Origin of the sequence: Mesorhizobium sp. dw_380, from assembly GCF_018588885.1 — a bacterium.
In the GTDB taxonomy this organism is placed as follows: Bacteria; Pseudomonadota; Alphaproteobacteria; order Rhizobiales; family Rhizobiaceae; genus Mesorhizobium.
On the sequence record NZ_JAFFIW010000046.1, the window covers coordinates 26,850 to 50,897 of the forward strand.

Annotated in this window: 27 protein-coding genes and 1 pseudogene; 19 read left to right on the top strand and 9 right to left on the bottom strand. The window is 63.7% G+C overall.

Going from position 1 to position 24,048, the window contains the following annotated elements; genetic code table 11:
- Positions 1–81: 81 nt before the first annotated feature.
- From JT360_RS28615 to gcvA, 3 genes and pseudogenes are all read right to left on the bottom strand, one after another.
- Complete coding sequence (locus JT360_RS28615; RefSeq protein WP_214476016.1) at positions 82–1,740, bottom strand: acyl-CoA synthetase; 1,659 nt, start codon at positions 1,738–1,740, stop codon at positions 82–84.
- 206 nt (positions 1,741–1,946) lie between these two features.
- A pseudogene (locus JT360_RS33810) lies at positions 1,947–2,048 on the bottom strand (LysR family transcriptional regulator); the annotation flags it as partial.
- Positions 2,049–2,316: 268 nt separating this feature from the next.
- Entirely contained in the window at positions 2,317–3,228 is a 912-nt protein-coding gene (gcvA, locus tag JT360_RS28620; protein ID WP_214476018.1) for a transcriptional regulator GcvA, read from the bottom strand.
- 216 nt (positions 3,229–3,444) lie between these two features.
- Between gcvA and JT360_RS28625 the strand changes: the two genes are divergently transcribed.
- The 3 genes from JT360_RS28625 to JT360_RS28635 all read left to right on the top strand — a co-directional run bounded on the left by JT360_RS28625 (position 3,445) and on the right by JT360_RS28635 (position 5,764).
- On the top strand, positions 3,445–3,642 hold the full coding sequence (locus JT360_RS28625; protein ID WP_214476021.1) for a DUF1127 domain-containing protein: 198 nt from the start codon (positions 3,445–3,447) through the stop codon (positions 3,640–3,642).
- Positions 3,639–4,535: an NmrA family NAD(P)-binding protein gene (locus JT360_RS28630; RefSeq protein ID WP_214476023.1), complete on the top strand. Its 897-nt coding sequence runs from the start codon at positions 3,639–3,641 to the stop codon at positions 4,533–4,535. The genes JT360_RS28625 and JT360_RS28630 overlap by 4 nt, the downstream gene beginning before the upstream one ends.
- 128 nt (positions 4,536–4,663) lie before the next feature.
- On the top strand, positions 4,664–5,764 hold the full coding sequence (locus JT360_RS28635) for a KamA family radical SAM protein (RefSeq protein WP_214476025.1): 1,101 nt from the start codon (positions 4,664–4,666) through the stop codon (positions 5,762–5,764).
- Between the two features lie 22 nt (positions 5,765–5,786).
- On the opposite strand, the gene JT360_RS28640 is transcribed toward JT360_RS28635, so the two are convergent.
- The 3 genes from JT360_RS28640 to JT360_RS28650 are packed head-to-tail and all read right to left on the bottom strand — an operon-like array spanning position 5,787 to position 10,997.
- Positions 5,787–6,392 (bottom strand): 4'-phosphopantetheinyl transferase family protein, encoded by a 606-nt coding sequence (locus JT360_RS28640; RefSeq protein WP_214476027.1) that lies wholly within the window; start codon positions 6,390–6,392, stop codon positions 5,787–5,789.
- Between the two features lie 32 nt (positions 6,393–6,424).
- On the bottom strand, positions 6,425–6,910 hold the full coding sequence (locus JT360_RS28645; RefSeq protein ID WP_250889139.1) for a GNAT family N-acetyltransferase: 486 nt from the start codon (positions 6,908–6,910) through the stop codon (positions 6,425–6,427).
- The gene (locus tag JT360_RS28650; RefSeq protein WP_214476029.1) at positions 6,897–10,997 is read right to left on the bottom strand and encodes a Pls/PosA family non-ribosomal peptide synthetase; all 4,101 of its coding nucleotides are present in this window, start codon (positions 10,995–10,997) and stop codon (positions 6,897–6,899) included. Before JT360_RS28650 ends, JT360_RS28645 begins: the two co-directional genes overlap by 14 nt.
- 586 nt (positions 10,998–11,583) lie before the next feature.
- On the opposite strand from JT360_RS28650, the gene JT360_RS28655 reads away from it, so the two are divergent.
- The 8 genes from JT360_RS28655 to JT360_RS28690 all read left to right on the top strand — a co-directional run bounded on the left by JT360_RS28655 (position 11,584) and on the right by JT360_RS28690 (position 15,747).
- On the top strand, positions 11,584–11,829 hold the full coding sequence (locus tag JT360_RS28655) for a DUF680 domain-containing protein (RefSeq protein ID WP_214476031.1): 246 nt from the start codon (positions 11,584–11,586) through the stop codon (positions 11,827–11,829).
- A gap of 49 nt (positions 11,830–11,878) precedes the next feature.
- Positions 11,879–12,094 carry a DUF680 domain-containing protein gene (locus JT360_RS28660; RefSeq protein ID WP_214476033.1) on the top strand — a complete coding sequence of 72 codons (216 nt, stop codon included), beginning with the start codon at positions 11,879–11,881 and terminating at the stop codon, positions 12,092–12,094.
- A 142-nt stretch (positions 12,095–12,236) separates the two neighbouring features.
- The gene (locus JT360_RS28665) at positions 12,237–13,208 is read left to right on the top strand and encodes an MBL fold metallo-hydrolase (protein WP_214476035.1); all 972 of its coding nucleotides are present in this window, start codon (positions 12,237–12,239) and stop codon (positions 13,206–13,208) included.
- Between the two features lie 31 nt (positions 13,209–13,239).
- Complete coding sequence (locus tag JT360_RS28670) at positions 13,240–13,719, top strand: tetratricopeptide repeat protein (protein ID WP_214476037.1); 480 nt, start codon at positions 13,240–13,242, stop codon at positions 13,717–13,719.
- 197 nt (positions 13,720–13,916) lie between these two features.
- Positions 13,917–14,438: a DoxX family protein gene (locus JT360_RS28675; RefSeq protein WP_214476039.1), complete on the top strand. Its 522-nt coding sequence runs from the start codon at positions 13,917–13,919 to the stop codon at positions 14,436–14,438.
- Between the two features lie 99 nt (positions 14,439–14,537).
- Entirely contained in the window at positions 14,538–15,161 is a 624-nt protein-coding gene (locus tag JT360_RS28680; RefSeq protein ID WP_214476041.1) for a BA14K family protein, read from the top strand.
- Between the two features lie 104 nt (positions 15,162–15,265).
- Complete coding sequence (locus JT360_RS28685; protein ID WP_214476043.1) at positions 15,266–15,601, top strand: DUF2934 domain-containing protein; 336 nt, start codon at positions 15,266–15,268, stop codon at positions 15,599–15,601.
- Positions 15,598–15,747, top strand: coding sequence for a hypothetical protein (locus JT360_RS28690; RefSeq protein WP_140773983.1), 150 nt, complete (start codon positions 15,598–15,600; stop codon positions 15,745–15,747). The genes JT360_RS28685 and JT360_RS28690 overlap by 4 nt, the downstream gene beginning before the upstream one ends.
- 474 nt (positions 15,748–16,221) lie before the next feature.
- Here the strand turns inward: JT360_RS28690 and JT360_RS28695 are convergent, their stop codons facing one another.
- Both JT360_RS28695 and JT360_RS28700 read right to left on the bottom strand, forming a co-directional pair.
- Entirely contained in the window at positions 16,222–17,373 is a 1,152-nt protein-coding gene (locus JT360_RS28695) for a sulfite oxidase (protein WP_214476070.1), read from the bottom strand.
- Between the two features lie 360 nt (positions 17,374–17,733).
- A complete protein-coding gene (locus JT360_RS28700) occupies positions 17,734–17,913 on the bottom strand; it encodes a hypothetical protein (RefSeq protein ID WP_214476045.1) in 180 nt (59 codons plus the stop codon).
- A gap of 135 nt (positions 17,914–18,048) precedes the next feature.
- On the opposite strand from JT360_RS28700, the gene JT360_RS28705 reads away from it, so the two are divergent.
- Together JT360_RS28705 and JT360_RS28710 are read left to right on the top strand one after the other, a co-directional pair.
- Complete coding sequence (locus JT360_RS28705) at positions 18,049–18,309, top strand: hypothetical protein (protein WP_214476047.1); 261 nt, start codon at positions 18,049–18,051, stop codon at positions 18,307–18,309.
- 3 nt (positions 18,310–18,312) lie between these two features.
- A complete protein-coding gene (locus JT360_RS28710; RefSeq protein ID WP_214476048.1) occupies positions 18,313–18,573 on the top strand; it encodes a hypothetical protein in 261 nt (86 codons plus the stop codon).
- Here JT360_RS28710 and JT360_RS28715 read toward each other — a convergent pair.
- Entirely contained in the window at positions 18,570–19,283 is a 714-nt protein-coding gene (locus JT360_RS28715) for an SOS response-associated peptidase (RefSeq protein WP_214476050.1), read from the bottom strand. The two genes, JT360_RS28710 and JT360_RS28715, sit on opposite strands and share 4 nt — an antisense overlap.
- Before the next feature lie 354 nt (positions 19,284–19,637).
- Between JT360_RS28715 and JT360_RS28720 the strand changes: the two genes are divergently transcribed.
- The 6 genes from JT360_RS28720 to minE all read left to right on the top strand — a co-directional run bounded on the left by JT360_RS28720 (position 19,638) and on the right by minE (position 23,797).
- Complete coding sequence (locus tag JT360_RS28720) at positions 19,638–20,366, top strand: hypothetical protein (protein WP_214476052.1); 729 nt, start codon at positions 19,638–19,640, stop codon at positions 20,364–20,366.
- Complete coding sequence (locus JT360_RS28725; protein ID WP_214476053.1) at positions 20,363–21,037, top strand: hypothetical protein; 675 nt, start codon at positions 20,363–20,365, stop codon at positions 21,035–21,037. Before JT360_RS28720 ends, JT360_RS28725 begins: the two co-directional genes overlap by 4 nt.
- 1 nt (position 21,038) lies before the next feature.
- Positions 21,039–21,506 (top strand): hypothetical protein, encoded by a 468-nt coding sequence (locus JT360_RS28730; RefSeq protein ID WP_214476055.1) that lies wholly within the window; start codon positions 21,039–21,041, stop codon positions 21,504–21,506.
- Positions 21,507–21,749: 243 nt separating this feature from the next.
- The gene (gene minC / locus JT360_RS28735) at positions 21,750–22,640 is read left to right on the top strand and encodes a septum site-determining protein MinC (RefSeq protein WP_214476057.1); all 891 of its coding nucleotides are present in this window, start codon (positions 21,750–21,752) and stop codon (positions 22,638–22,640) included.
- A 72-nt stretch (positions 22,641–22,712) separates the two neighbouring features.
- Entirely contained in the window at positions 22,713–23,528 is an 816-nt protein-coding gene (minD, locus tag JT360_RS28740; RefSeq protein WP_214476059.1) for a septum site-determining protein MinD, read from the top strand.
- Positions 23,525–23,797 (top strand): cell division topological specificity factor MinE, encoded by a 273-nt coding sequence (gene minE / locus JT360_RS28745; protein WP_214476061.1) that lies wholly within the window; start codon positions 23,525–23,527, stop codon positions 23,795–23,797. Before minD ends, minE begins: the two co-directional genes overlap by 4 nt.
- Positions 23,798–24,048 lie beyond the last annotated feature (251 nt).

The window sequence follows — 24,048 nt, forward strand, 5'->3', positions numbered from 1 at the left end:
CGGCTTCTGGCCCCAATCAGTCGTTCGGAGGCCTGGGTGGTGACTGGCTAGAAAACGTAGTTTCTACCTTTGTGCCCCGCTTCACCCCTTCCGCTTCTCCACCTCGGCCTTCCTCAGCAAAAACCGCTGGATCTTGCCGCTGGGCGTCTTCGGCAGTTCGCTGACAAAATCGATCTCACGCGGATAGGCGTGGGCCGAGAGCCGTTTGCGGACGTGTTGTGCCAGCTCCTCGGCGAGTTCGGGGCTGCCCTGGTAGGCGGGCGCCAGGATGACGAAGGCCTTGACGATCTCGGTGCGCTGCGGGTCGGGCACGCCGACCACCGCCGCCTCGTTGACGGCGGGATGTTCGATCAGCGCGCTCTCGACGTCGAAGGGGCCGATGCGGTAGCCCGACGAGGTAATGACGTCGTCGGCGCGGCCGATGAAGGACACCGAGCCGTCGGGCTCGTATTCCACCGTGTCGCCGGTGCGGTAATACCCGCCGACAATCGCCGGCGTTTCCGCCTGGTGGTAGCCGTCGAACCAGCGCAGCGGCGAGTTGGCGATGTCGACGGCGAGAATGCCGGGCTGGTTGGGGCCAAGTTCATGGCCTTCGTCGTCCAGCACCACCATACGGTAGCCCGGCATGGCGAACCCGGCGGAGCCCGCGCGGACAAGATGCGCAAGGCCATGGTGATTGTTGACCATCATGCCGTTTTCGGTCTGGCCGTAATGGTCATGTATGGGCGCGGCGAGATGGGCGTCGAACCAGCGGATCACTTCCGGGTTGAGCGGCTCGCCGGCACTGCTCACCACGCGCAGCCGGCCCTTGATGCGGGCGGCGGCGTCGGGTCCTTCGGCGAGCAGCAAGCGGAAGGCAGTGGGCGAGCCGGCGAGGCTGGTAACGCCGAGCCGCTCGATGACGTCATAGGTGCTCTTGGCGGTGAAGGCGCCTTCGTTGAAGGTGGTGGCGATGCCGAGCAGCAGGGGGCCCGTAATGGCATAGTAGAGGCCGTAGGCCCAGCCGGGATCGGCGATGTTCCAGAAGACGTCGTCGGGGCGAAGCCCGATGGCATCGCGCATGTAGACGCCGAAGGCGAGCAGCGCGCTGAGCGGCACCGGCACGCCCTTGGGCAGGCCCGTGGTGCCGGAAGTCGACATCATCATGAACAGATCCTCGCCGCTCCGCATCACCGGTTCGCAGTCGGGCGAGGCGGCCGCAAGGGCGGCGCGGAAATCGATGTCGCCTTGGGGCAGGGTGTCACTGGGGCCGAGAATGGTTGCCACGCGTGGGCAGGTTTCCATCTCGTCGAGCTTGCCGCGATTGACCGGATTGGTCACCACCAGCTTGGCCCCGCTGTAGCCCAGCCGGTGTTCGATGGCCTTGGGACCGAAAGCAGTGAACAGCGGCTGATAGACGGCGCCGATGCGCCAGGTGCCGAGAATGAGCGCCACGAGTTCGGGAACGCGCGGCAGCATGCCGGCCACGACGTCGCCGGGGCCGACGCCCAGCTTCTTGAGCAGATTGCCGACGCGGCCCGACATGTCAGCGAGATCGTCGAAGCTGAATTGCCTGAGCTCGCCCCCGGCCGAGATCGAGCGCAGCGCCAGCCGGTTCTCACCCGTGTGGCGGCCGCAGCATTCGACATAGGCGTTGATGCCGGTCGCCGGGTCGCCATCGAGCCTGGCGATCTCATCTTCGATGCGAAAGCGCAGAACAGCATCCTCGTAGCGCGGCAAGCCGGCTTGTGTCCTGATCATGGCAATCCTCCCTGCCGGCGCACCATCTCCCCATGGCGTGCTGTGGCGGCAACAATGACACCAGACGGCGCCGATGAGCAACGCCGCTGCCATTTCTTGTGACGCAATTCCGGACGGAAAACCGCTACACACTTTTCCTGGAATTGCTCTTCTTGTGACGCAATTCCGGACGGAAAACCGCTACACACTTTTCCTGGAATTGCTCTAAGGTTCGCCTCGGCGAAGATGCGCGCGGCCCAGTCGAGGAAGACGCGCAGGCGCGGGGAGAGCTGCCGGTTCTGCGGGTAGAGCGCCGAGAGCGGCGTCGGCGGAAGACTATCGCGTCACTAACGACTACTGACCGAGCCGAGCTGGCCACCGCTCCCGACGTCGTGGGCAACCCAGGTCCTGCAAGGTTTGCGCCAGCACCCCCACCCGGACCTTCGGTCCGACCTCCCCACAAGGGGGAGGTGGGAGCCTAGCCTTTTCCGGAGTTGCATAAGGGTTTTGCCCCGCCGGCGGGCAGAGCGTTTCCTCACCCTCCCCCTTGTGGGGAGGGTCGCTGCGTAGCAGCGGGGTGGGGGGCAGCGCGGCGCTTCATTCGCCCTTGCCTGCCCCAACCCAGTCGGCCGCGATTTCGGCGAACAGCCAGTCGCGGAACGCCCTGATCTTCTTTTGCCGCAGCGCGCCTTCGGGATAGACGACATAGTAGCGGGCCGCCGATTTCAGCGCGAGGTCGAAGGGCCGGATCAGCCGACCTGCCGCCAGGTCGGCTGATACCAGCGCGCTTCGGCCCAGCAGCACGCCCTCGCCATGCACCGCTGCCTCGACGGCGAAGGTGGCGGAATCGAAGCGCACGCCGCGCTTGGGGTCGATGCCGTCGACGCCGGCCTGTTGCAGCCATGTCGCCCAGTCGATGCGGAAGGCGTCGTGGATCAGCTTGTGATGCCGGAGATCCTCGGGCCGGCGCAGCGGATGTTCGCACGCCATGAGTTCCGGGCTGCAGACCGGGAAGACCTCTTCATCGGCAAGAAACTCGGCGGTTACGCCGGTGTAGTCGCCCCTTCCATAGCGGATGGCGATGTCGATGCCGTCGCTGACGAAATCGGCCAGCACGCCCGAGGTCGAAAGCCGGACGTCGATGTCGGCATTGGCGCGGTGGAAGCGATGCAGCCTCGGCACCAGCCAGCGGCCGGCAAAGCCGTCGGATGTGCTGACATTGAGAATGCGCGTCGAGCGGTCGGGCGTGGCGGCGATGGTCGCGGCGGCGATCTGGTCCAGCGCCTTGCCGACCTCGACCGCGTAGGCAGCACCGACGGCGGTCAGCCGCACGGATCGCGTTCCCCGGTCGAAAAGCTGGATGCCCAGCCTATCCTCGATGTTGCGGATGGCGCGGCTGACCGCGCCATGGGTGAGGTTGAGCTCGTCCGCGGCCTTGGAGAAACTCAAATGCCGGGCGGCGGCGTCGAAGGCGGGCAAAGCGGTGAGGGGCGGCAGTCTGCGCGGCATGATCTCGACCTGTGAGCGTTGCTCACAAATCCTGCACAAAGAGTCGTTTGTCGTCCAGCCCGGAAATGCCCAATATCCAAGGCGTACCGCGCATCCAGATCGGGTTTCCCGGATCACCGATGCGCTGAAGACCAGACATGAGTGTGAGCGATCGTCATGCTTGCCCTTTGGGCGGCACCGGCACGCTTGCGCCTGACCAAGCACAGGAGACGAATAATGAACTTCACCCTTGGACATATCGGCGCCGCGATGAGCGGCCTTGCCATGCGAAGCACGGCAGCATTGGAGCGCCGCCGCGTGCTGCGTCGGATTTCCCGGCTTTCACACCGCCGCCTGCGCGATATCGGCCTGGAGCGCGACTGGGACGGTTCCATCCTTGGCAATGGAATTCTGGGCAATGGGAGGGGGATATGAGCAGCACCCTGATCATCGGCGCGACGGGACTTCTGGGCAGCGAAATGGCGAAGGCGAGTGCGCGCAATGGCGACAGCCTGCATGTCCTTGTCCGGCCGGCAACCGCAGGCAATGAAGAGCGGATGCGTCCGCTGCGAGACCTCGGCGCCACAGTGCAAATCGGCGATCTCGACGATTATGACAGCCTCGTGCGCGTTGTCGGCAAGATGGATCGCGTCATCAGTTCGGTGCATGTTGGCTCGGCCAGCGAGATGACGCTGGTGCGCGCCGTCAGGGATGCCGGCGTCTCGCGCTATGTGCCCTCCGCCGGTTTCGGCCTCGACTTTGCCGCCGCGGCTCCCGGCTCGATCGAACCGCTCGATATCAAGCGAGCCGTCTTCGAGGCCGTCAGGCAAGCCGATCTGCCTTATACGGTGATCTACACCAACGGCTTCTTTTCGACCTGGGTGGCGACGCTGGGCGACCTGACGCGCTTCGGCTCGACTTCCCTGCCGCCGGATGAGGTCACGCTCTATGGCGACGGTAATGTGCCGGCCACCTTCGTCAGCGAAAAGGACATCGCCGCCGTGACCATGCGCGCGCTGGAGGATCCCGGTACCGTCCGCCGCGAAATCCGCATCGCGCAGAACAGGATCACGCAGAGCGAGATGATCGAGCTGTGGCGCCAGGTGAGCGGCCGCTCGCCTGGTATCAAGCACATGAACGCCGACGAGCTGGACGCGATGATCGCGGCAGTCCCCGGCCTCGGATTGCTCCGGGCATTCTGGATCCGCGGCGAGACCGCGCTGGAGACGGCCACATCGGAAGCGGGTGTGCTTTATCCGGAGCTGAGCTTTGAAAGTATTGAGAGTGCTTTTGTGGGGATGGCCGAGAGGAGAGGGCAGACTGTGTGAAGGTTGGGATGTTTGGCAGAGGGGGGCGCCGTAGGGCGCGGCGGTCCTGGTTGGCTTACCGTGATGGTTGACCGCGCCCCCCCATCCGGCCGATAGGTCCGCGCAAGCCGACCACTCCGAGACCTGCAATGACCGACCTCAAAGACGCAATCCACGCACCCGACGCCACCTGGCAGGACGATGTCCGCCGGGGCGTGCGGCATGTGCGCGATCTTGACCGCCTGCCGCTGTCGCCCGCCGAGCGCCAAGCCGCCCAGGAAGCTGCCAGCCGCCACAAGGTGCGCGTGCCAAAAACCTATCTCGACCTGATCGACTGGGACGACCCGGCCGACCCGATCCGGGCGCAGGTGATCCCGTCGCCGGGGGAACTGGAGGAGGCGGACGGCGAGCTTGGCGACCCGATCGCCGATCATGATTTCAGCCCGGTGCCCAGGCTGACGCATCGCCATGCCGACCGGGTGCTGTTGTTTCCGACCTATCAATGCGCTGTCTATTGCCGCTTCTGCTTCCGCAAGGAATCGCTGACCTCGATCGGCCGTGGCTATACGCGCGAGGCGCAGGAGCCGGCGCTGGCCTATATCGCGGACCATCCCGAGATCCGCGAGGTGATCCTGACCGGCGGCGATCCACTGTCGCTGCCTGACTCCGCACTGGCCGAGATCCGCGCCAGCATCGAGGCCATTGCGCATGTGCGGCTGCTGCGCATCCACACGCGGGTACCGGTGGCGCTGCCGTCGCGCATCACATCGGGGCTGGTCGCGGCCTTGCAGGGCCGGCTGATGGTCACCGTCGTCACCCATTTCAACCACGCGCGCGAGATCACCGCCGCCGCCGAGACAGCCTGCCGGACGATGCGGCAGGCGGGCTTCGTGCTGCTCAACCAGAGCGTTCTCCTCAAGGGGATCAACGACAGCGTCGAGGCGCTGGAAGAACTCTGCCGCGAGCTGATGTACCGGCTCGGCGTCAAGCCCTATTACCTGCACCATGGCGACCTGGCGCGCGGCATGGCGCACAGGCGCACCACGATCGCCGAGGGCCAGGCGCTGGTGGAGGCGCTCAGGGCGCGGCTGTCGGGCATCTGCAATCCCGTCTATGTGCTGGACCTGCCGGAAGGCGGCGGCAAGGTGCCGCTCGGGCCGTGTCCTATCGAGGGGCGAGACGGCGAGACCTGGCGGATACGAGGGCTGGATGGCGAAGTGAGGACCTATCGGGAGATCGTCAAGGCGTAGTCCACAAGGCTGCCTCCCGATCCTATCCCGCATTTGCCTCCACAAACGCCAGGACGACCACGCGCGGGGCAATGCAGTAGGCGAGGCGGACCTTGCGGCCCGTCTTCGTCGCCGCGCGCCTCGCGTCGAGGTCGACCGTGATGTCCTCATAGCCCAGGATCTCGCGATCAAGCGGATAGACCGCCTTGTAGACCGCTTCCTTGGCTGAAAAGAGGATGCGGCCGGCAAGATGCAGGGGCGCCGCGCCTGTCCGATCCGCGGGGGTTGCAACGAGCGTCTGGAGTTCGTCGGGCAGGGGCTGTGCGGGCTCGACGTCGATGCCCAGCGAGGCGATGCGGCCAACGGGTGCAACCGCCGCCACGGCCATGTCGTCGTCATGGGCGAGCGAACCCGTCATCCCGCCGGGCCAGACCGGCGCGCCGGAGGGCGCGCGCAAGATGGCGACGTCGCTGATGCCCATATCGGCCAGCAGCCCGTGCGCGATCCAGCGGGCGGCACCGCTCGCGCGCCGCATCGCCGGCTGGCGCGCGGGAATGGAACGCGCTTCCCCGGCCAAGAGATGGGCCTCGTCCCCATGGCGTATCAGCCGGCATCCGACGCGGACACTTGCGGGCGCGATGGCGGTCATTGCCTCCAGCAGTTCGCCTTCAAGGGAGGACGTCAACGATCGCCCGCCGCGAGGATGAGATCGGCGATCATTTCGCCATCCTCGTCGAGCCCTTCTTCGACGAAACCGGCGGCACGGTAGAGCTGTCGTGCCGCCTCGTTCTCGGGTTCGTAGCAAATCGAGACGTGCCTGACGTGGCCAAGGGCGCGGATTTCGCCCAGCACCTCGCGCAGGGCCGCCTTGCCGTAGCCTTTGCCCTGGCTGGAGCGGTCGATCATGAAGCGATAGATGCGCGCCTCGTCGTCGTCCCGCGGCGCCTCGTACATGAGGAATCCGACGACACGATCGCCGGCCATGACGGCGCGTGGCCGTGCGTCCCTGTCCGATCTGGCTTCATCCAGGGATTCCGCGTTGCTCGCGACGAAATCGATCTGACCCGGCGCCAGTTCCAGGGACGCGACCAGGGCCCGGTTGGCCCCGGTCACCGGCACGAGACGGATTTCCACCATCTCGCGGGACGATCCGTCACTTTTCGCCATCGTCCGTGACCGGGGTCACGAACCGGTGCAGCTTGGCCGGGTTGCCGCGCCACAGGGAGTAAGGCTCCAGCTCTTCGCCCTTCATCACGAAGGAATCCGTGTCGGCCACCGACCCTTCGCCCATCACCACGCCGTAGTGGACGAAGGCGGAAGGCCCGAGCGTGCAGCCATTGCCGATGCGGATGTAATCGGACTTGAACGCACCTTCTTCCAGTGAATGGGCCTGGATGACGCAGCCCTCGTTGAGGGTGACATCATCGCCGATCTCCACCAGGGAGCGTTCAGTCAGGTTGCTGCCGCCGTCATAGACCCGCTTGCCCATTTTGACGCCCAGCAGGCGCAGGATCATCGGCCGGAACGGCGTGCCGCTGAACAGGCGCACGATCGGTGAATCGGCGAGCTTCCAGTGGCGTTCGTGGCGCCAGAATGCGACGTCGTAGATCGTCGTCATCTGGGGCTTCAGCCTGCCAAAGCCAAGGCTTGCCCGCTCAACCAGGATGTAGAACGGAATGGTGATGGCCGAGGTCAGGAGCACGGCGACGAAGAGCGCGACCTCCGCCCATTCGGTATAGTAGTTCAGCGCCCGGTCCCAGATCGCCAGCGTGGCGAACAGCATGACCCATTGCGTTGCCACGAACAGGAGGATGGTCACCAGATTGTGGCGGTTCTTGTGCGGGATGCGCTGGCGCCGATCCGCCTCGTCGACGCCGGCGATGAGTTCCTTGTCGCGGTTAACCATGCGCGGGATCTCGAAGGCCGGCGAGCCCAGCAGTCCGACATTTTCGCGCAACGGCCCATCGACGGGGATCATCACCTTGGTGCCGAGCAGGCAGTTGTCGCCCGTGCGTCCATCCGGCGGATAGTAGATGTTGTTGCCGAGATAGTTGCGTTCGCCGATCCGTGTCGGCTCGAGCCGGAATGCGGTGGCGGATTTGTGCATGTTGATCATGAACAGCCCGTCCGACACCATGGTCTCGGTGCCGATCTCGCACAGCAGCGGGTTCTCGTGCTGCTGGTTGGAGCCGAAGTTGGAGCCGGTCTGCACCACCTTGTTGAGGTTCCAGCCGATGGCTCGCATGTAGTGCACGATCGCCGAGCTGTCGCCGAACAGCAGCCCCAGGACACGGGAATTGCTGGTGAATTCGGCAACGGTCTGCAACCAGTAGCGGAAACCGTAGAGCGTGTAGGTGCGGCCCGGCTTCAGCACCAGGCTTATCAAGCGCGGGACCAGCGTCGCCGCCAGGAAGGCCACGGCGATGTAGCCAAGAAGCGTGACGGTGGTGCCGATCGCGACAACGCCGATCGTTTCCTGATAGTCGTCGCCGACATTCTCCCAGTAGCTGTGGAACAGGAGCGGCAGAGGGGTGACGATGGCGAACAGCCCAATCAGCTGAACCGCTTCGTAGAGGACACGCCGAACATGGGACGGATCCACGTTGCGCACCTTGCAATAGTCCGCCGTGGTCGGCACGGCCGGCGAACCATGCCAGTGTTCGCCGGCGGGGATGCTTTGCCCGCGCTGCAGCGACGACGAATGGCCGAGCTGGCCGCCGTCGCCGATCGACGTGTCGATGTCGAGAGTGGAGCCGACGCCGATGAAGGCATCGCAGCCGATGGTCAGCGGTCCGGTGTGGATGTAGCCGGCCTGGGCCCTGAAGCCGAGGATCATCGATTCCTTGCGCAGGATGGTGTTGGCGCCGATCGAGATCAGGTCCGTGCAGACGGGCACGGACTTGGATTCGATGACCGCGTTTTTCCCGATCCTGGTTCCCAGCAGCTGCAGGTAGATGCTGTAGAGCGGGCTGCCGCGGAACAGGACGACGGGCGCCGTGCGGATCAATGTCTTGACGACCCAGAAGCGATAGTAGCGAAGGCCCCAGATGGGAAAGCTTTCCGCCTTCCAGCGGCCCACGAGCAGCCATTTGGCGGCAACGGCGAAGCCCGTCATGCCGAAGAACACGCCGGCCGAAAGCGCCACGCACCTGATGTAGAGCTGCAGCGGGTCGTCGAGCGCGTCATAGACCCAGTTGAGGCCGTCATTGAACGCCCACAGCGCCACATAGCTGTAGAGAGCATAGAAGGCGAGCTGCGCGGCTCCGCAGGTCCAGTAGGCAAAATTCGACGCCTGACGGGTGAGAACCGGCTCGTTGGTGGCCGTCGTCATCTCTTCGGGCACGCGCAGGTGCTTGGCTAGGCGCGCCACGGTCGGATAGAGATAGATGTCGCGCATCGAAGCCGTCGCCCATTCCTTCCTGGTGCGCACGCGCGCGCAGAAATGGGCCATCAGCAGGGAATTGGCGCCGAGGTCGTCGAAGAAATTATCCTCGACGGACACCGCGTCGAATTTCAGCACAGCGGCCAGCGCGTCGGCGAGGAAGCGCTCGTCGTCATTGCCGGGCGCCACCATCTCGCGGTCGGCGGAAAGCCTGAGGCTCGTCGGCTTCGGAAGCTGGCGAAGGTCCACTTTGTTGGAAACCGTCATCGGGATCGCCGGCAGTTCCTCCAGATAGGAGGGCACCATGTAATCCGGCAGGCGCCGCTTCATGGTGCTGGCAATGTCGGAGCGCGACAGCGGCGGCAGGCCGGCCTTTGGCGCGAAATAGGCAACGAGTTCCACGCGGCCGGGCTCGATCTCCCAAGTGGTGACGGCAGCCTGCGCGATGTCGGGCTGGTCCAAAAGCACCGCCTCGATCTCGCCGAGCTCGATGCGATAGCCGCGGATCTTCACCTGGGTGTCGATGCGCCCGGCATACTCGATCTCGCCGTCGTCGTTGATCCGGCCAAGGTCGCCGGTCCGGTAGATGCGCCGCGACGGATTGTTCGGCAAATCGAGGAAATCGGCGATGAATTTCTGGTCGGTGAGATCAGGCCTGTTGAGATAGCCGACGGCGAGCCCGATACCGGCTATGCCGATCTCGCCCAGCTCTCCCGGCTCGGCAAGTGCCGGCACGTCGGGGTCGAGGATGACGATGGAGTAGGTGGGCAGCGGCGCGCCGATGGTCACAGGCTTGTCGGGCGTCAGCGCGCCCATCGTTGCGGTGACGGTTGCCTCGGTCGGGCCATAGGTGTTGAGTATCCGCCGTCCCGGCCGCGACCAGCGCACCACCAGATTGTGCGGGCAAGCCTCGCCGCCCACCAGCAGCGTGCGCAGGCTGGGCACGTCGCTTGCCATGGACGACAGCAGCGTCGGGCTGCACGCCATGCAGGTGATTTCATTGTGGCGCAGGAAATCCGCCAGTTCCTCGCCCACCAGTGTCAGCGGGCCAGGCGCCGGCACGACCGTCGCGCCGGCGACGAATGGCACCCAGATCTCCTCGGAAGAAAAGTCGAAGGCGATGGTCATGCCCTGGTAGACGCGATCGCCCGGGCGGTACCCGTAGGACGCGGCGGCGACCCGGATGAAATTGACGAAGCTCTGGTGCCGGATGACGACGCCCTTTGGCCTGCCTGTCGTGCCGGACGTGTAGAGGATGTAGCAGGTGTCGTCGGATGCGGGCGCCGCATCGAGCCGCAGCGGCGCGTCGGAGCGTGCGGAAATCTCGGCGGCGGCACCGTCGATCAGCACATGGGGAACCGGCAGTTGGCCGGCCCGCGAGGCATAGGCGGCGATGGTGACGATCAGGCTCACACCGGCGTCTTCGATGATGAGCGTCATGCGCTCCTCAGGGAACGCGGTGGCCAGCGGCACGAAGGCCGCTCCCGCCTTCATCACGGCGAGCACCGCAACATAGGTCTCAGCCGACCGGTCGAGGATAAGCCCGACCCGGTGACCCGGCCGCACGCCGCGTTCGACCAGCAGACGGGCGAACTGGTTGGCGCGCTTGTTCAGCTCCTGATAGGTCCAGACGCGGCCTTCGCAGATCACCGCCGGCAACGCGGCGAATGTTTCGGCCAGATTCTCGAAAACCACATCGAGCCGCTCGTCGGGCTGGCCTTCCCGGGCGAAGTCGGCGCCGGTCAGAACCTGCGGGCGCGCCAGCATTCCGAAGCCGGAGGCAGCCCTTGCAAGCGTTTCGCCCGTTGCGGGCTCGCTGCCCGATCGTGCCGCTTCCCTGTCCAGTTCGGCGATATCGACACCGTGGTCCATTTCTAAATCTTTCTCATCCTGCCGAACCGGCACGTATCGATCACGCCGCCGCGCCGGCAGGCATTGTCGCCGCCGCTGCAACTTGACCGTTGTTGATGGAGGACTGGCGCTTCCAAAAAGGAAGAGCCCGGATTCCGACCGGAGTCGCACCCCTCTTTGCGCGGGCCGGTATCACGGAACCGGCCGCTCCGTGTTCACATGTTCGGGAGCACGGGCGCGGGGCGCAGGCGGGCGCACCGTTGCGGCACGGCTGGCGGCGAGCGCCATGCCCATCCATCCGTTCGAACCTCGTTGCATTGCCGGTAACCACCCCGTGCGCGTTGCGCCCCGGCCATTTTCCGGCCGCCGCGGGATGCTTATGCCATCCGATCTTTTCGCCAGTTTTTCCGAACTGTTGAAAATTGTTTCTGAAGTGTGTCTCGGCGCGCTTTCTCATCCTCCTTCCGGGAGGTCGGCCCCTAATGCCTTCCCTCCCGAAAAAATCTCGCAGCCCTCGGGAATAAAGCGCGGCCCTGCCGGGTCTTCACTTCAGCGGGGCCAATCCAGCGGCCCGCGACCTGAAGAAACGAAACAAGGAATTATCGAAATGACCAAGCTCGCTCTCGGCGTGGCTGCGATGTTGCTTGCCTCGAGCGCTGCCTTTGCCGGCAGCGACCATGGCGCCAACAATGCCAACCAGCCTGTCGCTCCGGTCGACACCGGTGCGACCGCTTCGATCCCCTACACGGCACGCCGCGCCGGCGTCGACACCAAGGTGACGACCGGACCGAGCCAGGGCTCGGTGCAGGACATCATCACCAAGCACAACAACGACAGCCTCTGGGGTCACTGAAACGCGCTGCCGCCTTCGACCAATCTCTCAACAAACAGGAACGATCATCATGAAAAACCTCGCTTTCGCCGCCGCCGTCATTCTCGTCGCCACCACCAGCGCCTTTGCAGGCAGCGACCATTTTGGCCAGCGCCCCGTCAACCAGCCGGCCGTCGACAACACCTACACCGCTTCGACAGGCAAGCCGGACATGACCCGCCACGGCATGCCGGCTGCGATGCAATCTGCTGCGGAGGAACCCGGCCAGGGCATCTGGGGCCGCTGAGTTCATGAGCGCCGGCACCGGATCCCGACGGTGCCGACCTCGACCGCATCAGGACGGAGGGCCAGGGCTTGGCCCTCCGTCATCTCTCCCGGGATTTCTGGCCTGCCGCGACTTTAGCCACCACTCAACAGAGGAGATCACCATGTTCAGCATGACACGCCGCACAGTGCTTCAATCCGCCGCCGCCGCTGCCGCCTTCGGCCTTGCCGGCAAGCTCGAATTCACCCGCTCCGCTTTCGCGCAAACGCCGGTGGAACCCACCGTCGGCTTCTACAAATACACGGTCGGCGATATTGAGGTCACCGCCATCTATGACGGCATCTGGCGCAAGCCCCACGATCCGGCCTTCATCAAGGACGTTTCCGTCGACGACACAAAGGCGGCCCTCGCCAAGGCCGGGCTGACCACCGAGTTCATGCCCATCCCGCTTACCGTCGTCGTGCTCAAGATGGGCGGCAAGCTGATCATGATGGATGCCGGCTCGGGCGTCGGCCAGTGGCAGGCCAACGCCACGCATCTGCCGGCCAACATGGCCGCCGCCGGCATCGACTACAGGGCGATCGACACCATCATGATCTCGCATTTCCACCCCGACCATGTCTGGGGCCTGATGGAGAAGGGCACCAACACGCCGGTGTTCCCCAATGCCGAGCTGATCGTCAACGCCACCGAGTACAACTGGTGGACCGACCCCAGCCGGCTGGCGAAGCTGCCCGAGGGCCGCAAGCCGGCGGGCAAGCGCATCGCCGAAAACTTTCCGAAATGGAAGAACTGGAAGCTGGTTCAGGACGGCGCCGAGGTCGCGCCCGGCATCCAGATCATCGCCGCACCCGGCCACACGCCCGGCCACTCTGTCTACCTCGCCAATTCCGGCAAGGAGCAGCTGATGATCTCGGCCGACACCATGTATGTGCCCGCACTTCTGGCGCCGCATCCGGAATGGCAGGGCGCCTACGACCAGGATGGGCCGACGGCGATCACCACGCGCCACAAGATCATCGACCGGGTGATTGCCGACAACATCCGCATTTCCGGGTCGCACTTCCCGTTCCCGGGCACCGGCGTCTTCGTCAAGGACGGCAATGCCTACGGCTTTACGCCCGTGCAGATATGAGCGCGAGCTCCCAACCCAAGCGAGAAAGACAATGAAACAGCTTCTTTTGGGCGGAAACGCCCTGTTCGGCCTGCTCGGCGCCATTGCCGTGCTGACCGTCATTCCCGTCGCCACCATCATGCCGGCCTATGCGGTGGACGACATAGAGGGCACTGATGCGCCCGACCTCAGCGCCGTCCAGGCCAAGATCGCCGCCAAGGACTACAAGGGCGCGCTGGCCGATTTGCGCGACCTGGCGCAGGACAACCAGCAGGCCGACGTCTACAATTTGCTCGGCTTCACGCTGCGCAAGACCGGCGACTTCACCACCGCGCTGACCTACTACAACAAGGCGCTGGAGCTGAAGCCCGACCACAAGGCCGCCCGCGAATATCTGGGCGAGCTCTATGTCGAGACCGGCGACATGGACAGGGCCAAGCAGCAGCTGGCGTCGCTGCAGAAGCTGTGCCCCGCCGGCTGCGAGGAACTCGCGGATCTGCAAAAGGCCATCGACACCAAGGTGACGCAATAAGCCCACAGCGCCTTTCCTCTCGCTCCGCAAAGCGGGGAGAGAGAGGTGGCTCGGCGAAGCCGAGACGGAGTGGGCGGCCTGGCGCCGACCTCAACCCTTATCCACCGCCGTTCGGGCGCTCGTGGCTGGCGCCCACTGCCGGAGCCGGCACCTCTCCCTCGAGCCGGCTCCGGCCCTTTCAAATTGGAGGCTGACCCATGACACCGACCGAATTCGCCGCGAAGCTGCGCGGCCTCGCCGCGAAATACCATCTCGGGGACGCGGCGCTGCTCGTCGGCCGCCTGCTGCTTTCCCTCATCTTCCTGCATGAGGGCGTGACCCTCGCCATCCATTTCGACGGCGCCGCCAAGGCGATGGCGGCGCTTGGCGTCGGCCTGCCGCTGTTCGTCGCCACCGTAGCACTGCAACTGGGGGCAGGGCTCTCCGTCGCGTCGGGCCTGCTGACGCGGCTAGGCGCCATCGGGCTCGGCCTGTTTTGCCTGACGACGGCCATGCTGTTCCACACCAACTTCGCCAGCCAGAACGAACTCTTGCATTTCGAAAAAGATCTGGCGATCGCCGGCGGCATGTTCGTGCTGGCCGTCGCCGGGGCCGGCAGGTTCTCGCTGGACTGGCTGGTCGCCCTCTACCTGCAGCAGCGCCGGCGCGACAAGGAAATGGTGGCGGCGCTGCTGGCCGTGGAGAACCAGTTTTCCGTCGACGTGGAGCTGCCGGTTTGAGGGTCGCCCCCCGGCCACAGCGGACGCCTGCCGCGCGTGCTTTTCTGGAACAAGCCTTGACGTCCCGCATTCTATTAGCAGGGGCGCAAGGAGTGTTGCATGAAAGCGGTTTTGGGACTGGTCGGCGGCTTCATGCTGACCCTTGCGGTGTTCGGCAGCGGGCTGGTGTTCGCCGCCTGGCTGCTTGCCGCCAAGCCCGCGCATGAGGCAAGGCCGACCGTCAGCGTGGCCGAGCTGTGGACCAGGAAAGCGCGGCCGGTGAACAGAGCGGCGCAGGACCTCGAACGCGTGCCGGCCGAGCAGCCCGCGCCTCCCGACATCGCCGCCAAGGTGCCGGCCCAGGAGCCGGCCCAAGAACCGGCCAAGCAGCCCGACCCCACCGTCACCGGCGCCATTGCGCCGGGAGAGGCCGAGCTGCCGCCGCCGCATCTCGCCTGGTGCGCCAACCGCTACCGCTCCTACAATCCCGACGACAACAGCTACATGTCCTATAGCGGGCAGCAGCGCACCTGCGTCTCGCCCTATCTCGCCGCCGACCGCGCCAAGCCGCCCGCCGCCGAGGCCAGCTATGTCGAAGACAACGGTACGGGCCTCGGCGCCTACGCGGCCACCGGCGGCGACGCCGACCATGTCGCCTCCTGCTTCAGCCGCTACCGCTCCTACCGCCCGGAAGACAACAGCTACCAGCCATACTTCGGCGGGCCGAGACGGCAATGCGAGTAGCGGGCTGGCGAGCCCACACGTCGAAGGGCGCCGCGTGCGACCGCGCAATTTCCTGGTTCGTTCGGATCGGCACTGCACCCAAACAACAGAGGAGGAACAACCATATGGACGACGACCGGCACGAGAAGATCCAGCAGCGCGCATACCAGATCTGGCAGCGTGAAGGCGGCGGCGACCCCGAGGATCACTGGCACCGGGCCGAAGCCGAGATCGACCGCGAGGCGGCGTTGCCGCTGACGGCCGGCGACGCGCTGCCACGCGAGATCGCCAGCGCCGACGTGCTGACGGTCGAGGAACTGGCGGTGCGCACCGGCATATCGGGCGACGAGGCGCAGGAACTGATCGACCGCCTGGGCCGCGACCGCGCCGCCATCGAACAAGCCGCGCGCAGCCTCAAGTCCAAAAGGCGGCGCACCCCTCAGGAGGGCCAGGCGAAATGATCAGGAAACTCAAGGACGGAAAATACCGGCTTTATTCGCGCAAGAAGGACGAGAAGACGGGCAAGCGGCGGAATCTGGGGACGTTCGAGACACGCGAGGCGGCGGAGAAGCATGAGAAGGAGGTGCAGTATTTTAAGAGGCACTGAGAGGCGCGGTGAGTGTGGGTGGCGAGGGCGCCGGCGGCCGCGCGTATCGGGACGACTTCACGAAAGCTATCCTGGACAAGTCTGATCTGGTCGGGCGTCATCGGCACGCTCCTCTGGTGCGCTGATCGAGACGCTGGCGGCTGGTCTTGGCCCCGCCTTCACGCTGCCGGTTCGCGAGGCCTGAGAGGCAGCCTACGGCTTGCTCGCAAGTGTCATCATCATCGCCGCCGCCCGCGAGGTCCAACTCGCGGCGTGAGGGCTGGCGCGCACGATGTGACGACGCCCCGACTTGTCATAAGCGTCGGCATGACAATTTTTGCCACTCGGCTAAGTGCAATTCCAGGAAAAGTGTGTAACGGTTTCCGTCTGGAATCACGCAAAAACAAATAGTTAGAGCGGTTCAATGTTTATCAAATACTGAACCGCTCTAACCTCCCGCGGGCTTCGCGCCCGCATTGGCTTTCCCGTCTTTTTTCAAGTGATCTTGATGCGCCGCGTCACCTGGCCATTGCTCTCCCAGTATGTGTGCTTCTTGGCGATCAAGGGGTCGTCCATTGCTGGTTGAACCTGTCCCGTGGTGCTGACCGCGCGCGAGGTCACCGTGTGTTCTCCCGGCGAGGGGTTCGCCCATGGCAGGGACCAGATTTTCCAGGCGTGTTCGGCCTCCTCGCTGTGGTCGATGGTTGCCGGCGCCCAGGGCGCTTGATCGATTTGCACTTCGACCCGGTCGATCGGCGCCCCCCAGGCTGCGCCGACGATGGCGTAGTCCGAGCCTTTCCGGGTGACCTTCGCGGGCGCCGACTTTAGCAGCGAGCGGCCCACCGAGGTCTCGGCCCATACGGTCTCGCCATTGTGGTCTTCCTCCCGGATGGTGACATAGTCGCGGGCCATCAGCAGGCTCATGAACCTCGTGTCGCGAACCTCGATGCGCTTCAGCCACTTGACGTTGGCGATCCCGTACCAGCCCGGTGCAATGAGCCGCAGCGGGAAGCCATTGGCCGCCGGCAAGGCGGCGCCGTTCATTTCATAGCAGAGCAGATTGTCGGGGTTCATCGCATCGGCGAGCGACATGCTGCGAGCGAAGTTCTGCTTCATCTTGACGTCGCGTATCGGGATCTCGCTTTCGTCAGTACCCCAAAAGACGACCTCGATGCCCTTCTCCAGAACGCCGGCTTCCTTGAGGATCGGCGCCAGCGGCGTCCCTGCCCAACGGGCGTTGCCGATGCCGCCGGTGAAAAAGGGAAAACCGTGGTTGCCCGAGCATTCCACGGTGAAAACGACCTCCTGGCGCGGCCTCGCCCTAATGTCGGCGAGCGTCAACTTCAGGGGCTTCTTGACCAGGCCTCCGATCTCCATGGACCATGTCTTCTCATCGATCGTCGGTCGATTGAAATGCGAGATGCTGAAGAACTTGTCGTTTGGCGTTATCCAGCTATCCAGATTCTCCCAGACAAGCTGCGTCTTGATGCCTTCTGGATTGGGATTTTCGGTCGGCTGGTCCAGCCACGGAATGACTTCCTCGCCCGCCTGTGCCGGAAAAGCGTAGGCGCGACGCGAGAGAGCAGCGATTGCGACAAGAGCGGCACTTCCTTGAACAAGAAGTTCCCTGCGTTGAATGCCATGCATGTTGTTTACCTCCCAGTTGATCCGGAGCAGGCTGCAACGTGCGTTAGGCCGTAGCCCGATCACGGATAGGCGACACAATGAAAGCTCTGCCCAGCCGGAAGTATCCGGATAGGTCAGGCAATCACCGACGCACCTCAAGCATGTGTTGGACGAAACTCTAGCTTGGTTTCGCAATCCAAGAGTGCGCCTTTGTAAAAGAAGTGTCCACAACTTGGACGGGACATGACAACAACTTCGACGGGACATGACATTTTTTGTGGCATTCCAGACCGGTTTTCCGGCGCTGCCAAAATCATTGCTGCCCAAATCGCAACAGGCCCGGCGCCCGCCGCGATCGAACAAGCCGCGCGCAGCCTGCTCCTAGCGGCTCGCCCGGCGCGGTGCGGAGAGCGCGTCAAGCCGGTCTTGCAGGTGACCATTGAGAACGATCATTTCCTTCAGCGTCTTCACCGGGTCGCCCTTGTGCTGTGCAATGAACTTGTCGGCGATTGCTTGCAAGGCTGCTTCCTGGCGGCTGTCCAGCGTCACAATGTGGTCCATGGGGGTTGCTCGAAAAGCTTGTGCCCACAGTGAACAAAAACGGAACAAAATTGTCAAGGGCGAATTGACTCCGCGAGGAATGAGTTCCTATCTGGGCGGGAGGTGGGGCGGTCGCTCACAACAGGGAGAGCCGCATTGGGCAGACGCAAGAGCCGCTATGACAGATTGTTCCGGTCGGACGCGGAAGCGATAATCCGCGACGCGCTTGACCTGCGCAAAACCATCCTGGCGGCGCAACTGCACCTCAAGGCCAATGGCGAGATGTTCTGGCTGCTCGCGGGGCTCGTGGACAAGCTGCACGAAGCGTTGGCCGCGGTGGCTGAAAAGGAACCGGACTTCCGCATGAGCGGCCTTGGCCTTTTGCCGCTTGGCGAGGACTATTCGGGCCGGGAATGACCCATGGCCGGGCCAATGGACAGCGTTGGGCGAGCGGCCAAGGCCAACATGCTGCTCATCGTGGAATGCGGCCATTGCTGGCATGTCGGCCGCTTCCGCGCCAACGACGTGGCCAAGGTGGTGGGATGGAACAAACCGCTGGAAACCATCCGCTTCCGCTGCAAGCGTTGCGGCCGCGGGGATGCCACCGTGAAAACCCAGTTTATCGACCAGGACCACCCGCCGAAGGGCTACATCTGGGTGATGCAGAAGTACAAGGCTTAGAACAGCGAGCCCTGCACCGGCGGCGGTGTTTGCGACGGAACCTTGATCTGCGTCGCCGGCTTCTCGACAATCACAAGAGCATCGTCCGGTGCCGTGCGCTGCAGCCGTTTCGCCTCCGACCATGGCGCGGTAAGCCACGTCTCCGTTTGTTCCTGCGTCGTCAGGATCACCGGCATTGCTTTCTCGTGGATAGGCTTGATGAGGGCGTTGGGTGCGGTCGTCAAGAAGCCGTAGACCTCATGATCGCCCGGGCCTTCCCTGACCTTGCGCACTCCTTGCCAACGCGTCCACAGGCCGGCGAAAAAGAACAGGGGGCGGTCCTCACTGAGGGCGAACCAGAAGTTCCGCTGGATGCCGCCCGTCTCGGGGTCCTTGTCGCCCGGCGTCGGGCTGGGCTCGGCGAAGCTCGTCACCGGAACGACGCAACGGTGCTCCACCCCGACATATTGCTGCCAGTGCCCATATTGCGGATTGCGGATATTGGTCGTGCCGGCGTCGGCGTTGCCCCTGACCCGCTCCAGCGGCGTCGGCATTCCCCATCGCAGGTTCGCAAGCTCGCGCTCGCCGTCCGGTGCGTTGCGAACCACCGGGCCGAACTGATTGGGGTAGATATCGATGGATGGCTCGAGGTTGCCCAGGATGTCGCGCAAAGCGCGGGTCCACTGGCGGACGGCTTCCTGCGAGGTGGTGATGTTGTAGAGGTTGCACATCGCAACATTCTGCCGTGAGGGCGCGGCGTCGGCTAGTCGGAAAGTTGGGAGGGAAATGCGTATTGCGGTTTCACCGATTGGTGCCGCGATCCAACAAGCCGCCCGCGCCCCCAAGCCAAAAGGCGGCGCACGCCTCAGGAGGGCCAAGCGAAATGATCAGGAAACTCAAGGACGGAAGCTCGCCTTCGGTGCGTCGTTGCCTGCGGTTCCACTCCGAAAATGGCACTCGACTGTAGCGCTGAATAAGCGTGGGCTATTTGATGGGTAGGTGCAAGAGCCTCAATTCACTCGGGCTCCGCCTCTATTAATCACTTTTTGTCAGTGTTAAATGTCGCGGAACAGTGGGGCATAGCTATGACCGCCAAATGGCTGGTTGAAAATCTGAGGCTTTCCGTTTTCTCAAACGAAGCGGTGAAGGGGTCCGAAAGTGATTGGTCGCGCCTAACGGGCCAAGAGGAAGCCGAGTCAAGACAAGCTGTGCCGGCGGGTCGTATTTACGCTGGCGAGTTTGGGCCGGGAAGGCTAAGTTTCTCCTATCAAGCGTCGCGTGCTGACATCATCTTGGCCCAAAGCCAATCGATGGAATCCGACCACGATCTGCCGGTGTTCGCAGAGTTTGACCAAGCTACCGATGCATTCGTTGAGACAGTGACCGGATGGCTTGAGACTGCTGCTTTCCCAATAGTTCGCATTGCATTTGGTGGCGTAATTCTCCAACGCGCTGAGGACTTCCAGCACGCAAATCGATTGTTGGGAGACTACGTCCGCTCTGCTAAAGTCGAAGACAGGGTAAAGGATTTTCTAATAAGGACTAATTGGCCCACCAACAGCAAAGTGAATGGCGCGGAATTAAACCGAATAACTGCGTTTTCTGCGATGCGTATATTGTCTGGCGCGGTTAGCCTCGGCGCGGAAAATGGCATGGTAGCGATGGGTGAGCCAGTTTTTGCCGTCAGATTGGAAATTGATCACAGCACGGATGCGGCAAACGCAAAACAATTTGAGAAATCGCTGTTAGTGCCCATATTTATGGAACTTGTAGATCTAGCACGCGAGAATGTTGAGACTGGTGAGTGCCCATGAATGCGTTCGCTGCGGCCAATATCACCGCACCAATTTTGCCGCTAAATGCCTTTAACCCGATGGATGGTGAGTTCTCCCATCCGCAGGGATCCACGCTGATTAGCGCAAACATTACGGCGAGACCAGAATTCTCAATTTTCGCCGATTGGCACGCCGTCTCTTCGGCTCCAAGATCGGAGCCGAAGGCTTGGCAGCCTATTACTTTTGATGTCGCGCTGCCCTTTAGGACGGACTTGGAAAGACCCTTCCGCGCCCGGCTTTTGTTGGCATTGCTCACCCGAGAAAATGCCACCAGCAGGCGACTCGATGCTCTCAAAATTAGGGATAGGCTGGCCAGCTATGCCAAGTACGAGTCGCGAGATTGGGACGGCTTCGATGCCGATCCAATTTCAGCGGGTACCCGAAAGGCCGCTACAAATTTCTTGGCAGCGTTGCCTAGAATGCTTTCAGCCCCCGAAATTGCACCCGGCACGGATGGGACAATAGCCCTTGAATGGCTCTGGAACAGCGGTAGCCTTCGTAAGCTGTTCATAGATATCGGACCGGGTAATGTTTGGAAGGGCTACTGGAGGCGCATGGATGGGCAAAGTGGAATCTTGCCTCCTAAACCGATCGCGACTGATAGTCTGAAGTTTGATTTGGCAAGTCTCGTGCGAAGGCTGAATAGTTAATATGGCGCTGAATGCGGGGGACGGCGCAGATGCTGCGGACTACTGGCTCCGTGTGCTTACTAACACGGATTATTGGAAGGCAGATGGTACGCTCCACAATGCTGCCTTTGGTGGAAAGGCCATAGGTCAGCCCGACGCGCGTCCATGGAGTATCGAATTTTCTGGGCGCTTGCTATCTCTCGTCAAGGATGTGGAAAAGGAAGCGATTGAATTCTGCGGCGACAAAATGCCGTTTGCAGGGGTCATGTATCAAAGCGTTGAAAATCTCCGCACCGATGGTAGCGCCGCAATCCCAAGCTTCCCAACTAACGTGATTTATACGCCAAAAGATTCTGATCCGGCCCACGGCGATCTAGTTGCTTACGGGCCTAGTGTCGAACATAAGTACGCGCTGCGAGACTGGCTGCAGGACATTATTCAGGCCGTCCTTCCGGACAAATGTAACGTGGTCGAGCAACTGCGACGCTAGGCGTGCGCCTTGAAATATCGCGTGGCTGGTGAGCGCGGTCGCCCCTCGGGTGCCACCCCACCCCATCCACTAACCTCGAATGCTTTGTCTATGTCGGGATGGATAACGAATGGCAACAGGCGTTGTGGCCACCCAGCCACAGAAGGTAGCCGCGCCAGCTCTTAACGGCCTCCAACTGCAAAATTAACCATTCGTTAACCATTCTCTCGCTAGCGTTTACCTCTCAGTAAGGATTCGCCAGCCGTGACCTTTGCCGCTCCCCTCGAGGCCAAATCCATTCGCTTTCGCGCCCGCTCCTTCGTCGCTTTCACGTTGACGCCGGAGGCGCCGCTGGCGGAGTGGCTGGTGGGGCTGGATCACTGGATCGGCAACTCGCCGGGCTATTTTGCCGGGCGGCCGGTGCTGCTCGATCTCAACGTGCTGAAGCCTGAAGCCGGCGAGATCGCGGCGCTGGTGGCGGAGCTGGGTACGCGCGGCATCCGCATCTATGCCATCGAGCTCGACGGGGCTTCGCTCGGCCCCGAACTGCCGCCGCTGCTGGTCGGCGCCAAGGAGGCGACGACGGATGGGCTGCTGCCCGGCCGCAAGGGCAGGGCGGAGATTTCCGACATGGCCGACGGCGGCGCGGCGGAAGCCCGCGTGGATGCGCGCGCGGATACGGGTCGCGCGGGCAAGGCCAAGCTGGAAGCTGACAGAGCGGACGAGGCGGGCAAGGCCAAGCTGGAAACGGGCAAGGCGGACGAAACGGGCAAGGCTGGCGCAAGCAAGGCGGGCGAAAGCGGGCCGCAGGTGGCGCACTACGATTCGGGCACGCTGATGATCAAGGCGCCGATCCGCTCCGGCCAGACGATCATGCATGCGCATGGCGATGTCATCGTGCTCGGCTCGGTCGCGTCCGGTTCGGAGATCGTCGCGGCGGGTTCGATCCATGTCTACGGCACGCTGCGCGGGCGCGCTTCGGCGGGAGCGCTCGGCAACACCGGCGCGCGCATCTTCTGTCGCCGCAACGAGGCCGAGCTTCTGTCGGTCGACGGCTGGTACATCACCGCCGAGGAGATGGAAGGGGTGTCGCGCGGAAAACCAGTGCAGGCCTTTCTCGACGGCGAGGGCCTGCGGGTCGAGACATTGAGCTGAGAACGGCCGTCAGGGCGGCCGGAGGCCGGCAAGCCGGCCAGGGATAACAACGACAACAACGGAGGCATTTTGATGGGCAAGGTAGTGGTGGTCACCTCAGGCAAGGGGGGCGTCGGCAAGACCACCTCGACGGCGGCTCTGGGAGCCGCCGTGGCCAAGACCGGCAAGAAGGTGGCGCTCGTCGATTTCGACGTCGGCCTCAGGAATCTCGACCTGATCATGGGCGCCGAGCGGCGCGTCGTGTTCGACCTCGTCAACGTCATCCAGGGCACGGCCAAGCTGTCGCAGGCGCTGATCCGCGACAAGCGGGTCGAAACGCTGTTCCTGCTGCCGGCCTCGCAGACGCGCGACAAGGACGCGCTGACCGAGGAAGGCGTCGGCCAGGTCATCGAAAAACTGCGCTCGGTATTCGACTACGTGTTCTGCGACAGCCCGGCCGGCATCGAGCGCGGCGCGCAGCTCGCCATGCGCTTTGCCGACGAGGCGGTCATCGTCACCAACCCGGAAGTGTCGTCGGTGCGCGATTCCGACCGCATCATCGGCCTGCTCGACGCCCGCACCATGCGCGCCGAACAGGGCGAGCAGATCGCCAAGCACGTGCTGGTGACGCGCTATGACGCGGCGCGCGCGGCGCGCGGCCAAATGCTCTCCATCGACGATGTCCTGGAGATCCTGTCGGTGCCGCTGCTCGGCATCATCCCCGAAAGCCAGGATGTGCTCAGGGCCTCCAACCTCGGTTCGCCGGTGACGCTGTCGGAGCCGCTCAACACCGCGGCCAAGGCCTATCTCGACGCCGCAAGGCGGCTCGAAGGCGAGGAATTGCCTGTTATCGTGCCGTTCGAGCGCAAGGGCTTCCTCGATCGTCTGTTGGGAAGGAGGGCGGCATGAACGTGTTTGACCTTTTCCGGCGGCGCTCCAGCGCGCCGGTGGCGCGCGAGCGGCTGCAGGTGCTGCTCGCCTATGAGCGCCGCAACCGCAGCCAGCCCGACCTCGTCTCCATCCTGCGCGAGGAGATCATGGCCGTCATCGCCAAGCACGTGCAGATCGACCAGGATTATTTGCAGGTCTCGATGGACCGCGGCGAGACCATGTCGACGCTGGAGATTGATATCCAGATCCCCAACAAGAGCGCCGTGCCGCTGGCGATAGCGGGTTGATCTCTTCACCCTCCCCCTTGTGGGGAGGGTCGGCTCGCAGTCGGAGCGAAGCGGAGATTGCGGGACGGGGTGGGGGTCTGCGCGGCGCTGCAAGACCTGGGTCCTGCAAGGCCAGCGCCAAGCACCCCCACCCGGACCTGCGGTCCGACCTCCCCACAAGGGGGAGGTGGGGAGCCAGCTTTTTTGCGATCCGCTCCCAACAAAAGTGCTGGCCCACTGGCGGGCAGGCGCTTCTTCACCCTCCCCCTTGT

Coding starts and splice junctions, on each gene's coding strand:
- JT360_RS28675 (WP_214476039.1), top strand. CDS start 13,917: ATGACACCGACCGAATTCGCCGCGAAGCTGCGCGGCCTCGCCGCGAAA.
- JT360_RS28670 (WP_214476037.1), top strand. CDS start 13,240: ATGAAACAGCTTCTTTTGGGCGGAAACGCCCTGTTCGGCCTGCTCGGC.
- JT360_RS28660 (WP_214476033.1), top strand. CDS start 11,879: ATGAAAAACCTCGCTTTCGCCGCCGCCGTCATTCTCGTCGCCACCACC.
- JT360_RS28680 (WP_214476041.1), top strand. CDS start 14,538: ATGAAAGCGGTTTTGGGACTGGTCGGCGGCTTCATGCTGACCCTTGCG.
- JT360_RS28710 (WP_214476048.1), top strand. CDS start 18,313: ATGGCCGGGCCAATGGACAGCGTTGGGCGAGCGGCCAAGGCCAACATG.
- JT360_RS28650 (WP_214476029.1), bottom strand. CDS start 10,997: ATGGACCACGGTGTCGATATCGCCGAACTGGACAGGGAAGCGGCACGA.
- JT360_RS28720 (WP_214476052.1), top strand. CDS start 19,638: ATGACCGCCAAATGGCTGGTTGAAAATCTGAGGCTTTCCGTTTTCTCA.
- JT360_RS28690 (WP_140773983.1), top strand. CDS start 15,598: ATGATCAGGAAACTCAAGGACGGAAAATACCGGCTTTATTCGCGCAAG.
- JT360_RS28635 (WP_214476025.1), top strand. CDS start 4,664: ATGACCGACCTCAAAGACGCAATCCACGCACCCGACGCCACCTGGCAG.
- JT360_RS28655 (WP_214476031.1), top strand. CDS start 11,584: ATGACCAAGCTCGCTCTCGGCGTGGCTGCGATGTTGCTTGCCTCGAGC.
- JT360_RS28630 (WP_214476023.1), top strand. CDS start 3,639: ATGAGCAGCACCCTGATCATCGGCGCGACGGGACTTCTGGGCAGCGAA.
- JT360_RS28625 (WP_214476021.1), top strand. CDS start 3,445: ATGAACTTCACCCTTGGACATATCGGCGCCGCGATGAGCGGCCTTGCC.
- JT360_RS28700 (WP_214476045.1), bottom strand. CDS start 17,913: ATGGACCACATTGTGACGCTGGACAGCCGCCAGGAAGCAGCCTTGCAA.
- minE (WP_214476061.1), top strand. CDS start 23,525: ATGAACGTGTTTGACCTTTTCCGGCGGCGCTCCAGCGCGCCGGTGGCG.
- JT360_RS28685 (WP_214476043.1), top strand. CDS start 15,266: ATGGACGACGACCGGCACGAGAAGATCCAGCAGCGCGCATACCAGATC.
- JT360_RS28730 (WP_214476055.1), top strand. CDS start 21,039: ATGGCGCTGAATGCGGGGGACGGCGCAGATGCTGCGGACTACTGGCTC.
- JT360_RS28715 (WP_214476050.1), bottom strand. CDS start 19,283: ATGTGCAACCTCTACAACATCACCACCTCGCAGGAAGCCGTCCGCCAG.
- JT360_RS28640 (WP_214476027.1), bottom strand. CDS start 6,392: ATGACCGCCATCGCGCCCGCAAGTGTCCGCGTCGGATGCCGGCTGATA.
- JT360_RS28615 (WP_214476016.1), bottom strand. CDS start 1,740: ATGATCAGGACACAAGCCGGCTTGCCGCGCTACGAGGATGCTGTTCTG.
- JT360_RS28695 (WP_214476070.1), bottom strand. CDS start 17,373: ATGCATGGCATTCAACGCAGGGAACTTCTTGTTCAAGGAAGTGCCGCT.
- minD (WP_214476059.1), top strand. CDS start 22,713: ATGGGCAAGGTAGTGGTGGTCACCTCAGGCAAGGGGGGCGTCGGCAAG.
- JT360_RS28645 (WP_250889139.1), bottom strand. CDS start 6,910: ATGGCGAAAAGTGACGGATCGTCCCGCGAGATGGTGGAAATCCGTCTC.
- JT360_RS28665 (WP_214476035.1), top strand. CDS start 12,237: ATGTTCAGCATGACACGCCGCACAGTGCTTCAATCCGCCGCCGCCGCT.
- JT360_RS28725 (WP_214476053.1), top strand. CDS start 20,363: ATGAATGCGTTCGCTGCGGCCAATATCACCGCACCAATTTTGCCGCTA.
- gcvA (WP_214476018.1), bottom strand. CDS start 3,228: ATGCCGCGCAGACTGCCGCCCCTCACCGCTTTGCCCGCCTTCGACGCC.